The organism is Nocardia sp. CC227C, from assembly GCF_030767025.1.
GTDB lineage: Bacteria > Actinomycetota > Actinomycetes > Mycobacteriales > Mycobacteriaceae > Nocardia.
This window is the reverse complement of sequence record NZ_JASITE010000051.1, coordinates 1-326: the sequence shown is the minus strand read 5'-3', so window position 1 is coordinate 326 and position 326 is coordinate 1. Positions and strand designations below refer to the sequence as shown.

1 protein-coding gene is annotated in these 326 nt (G+C 69.9%); it reads right to left on the bottom strand.

Features of this window, described 5'->3' with window-relative positions; genetic code table 11:
- A partial coding sequence (locus tag QMO76_RS35220) for an AMP-binding protein (protein WP_306365706.1) occupies positions 1-326 on the bottom strand: 326 nt, incomplete at both ends.

Genomic DNA, 326 nt, shown 5'->3' with positions numbered 1-326 from the left:
AATCAGCACGCGCCACATACGCGGTCGCGAGCTGATCACCCGCCAGATACAACTCACCCGCAACACCCACCGGAACCGGCCGCAACCGCGAATCCAACACGTACACCCGAGTGTTGAACACCGGGCGGCCGATGGCCACCGTCTCGGTGTCGGCGGCGGTGACCCGGTGGTAGGTGACGTCGACCGCGGCCTCGGTGGGGCCGTACAGGTTGTGCAACTCCGCACCGGTCAGCTCGCGCAAACGGTGCGCGGGCTTGGGCGCGAGCGCCTCACCGGACGCGAAGACCATCCGCAGGCTGGTGGCCTGCGCGGCCGCCGCCTCGGCG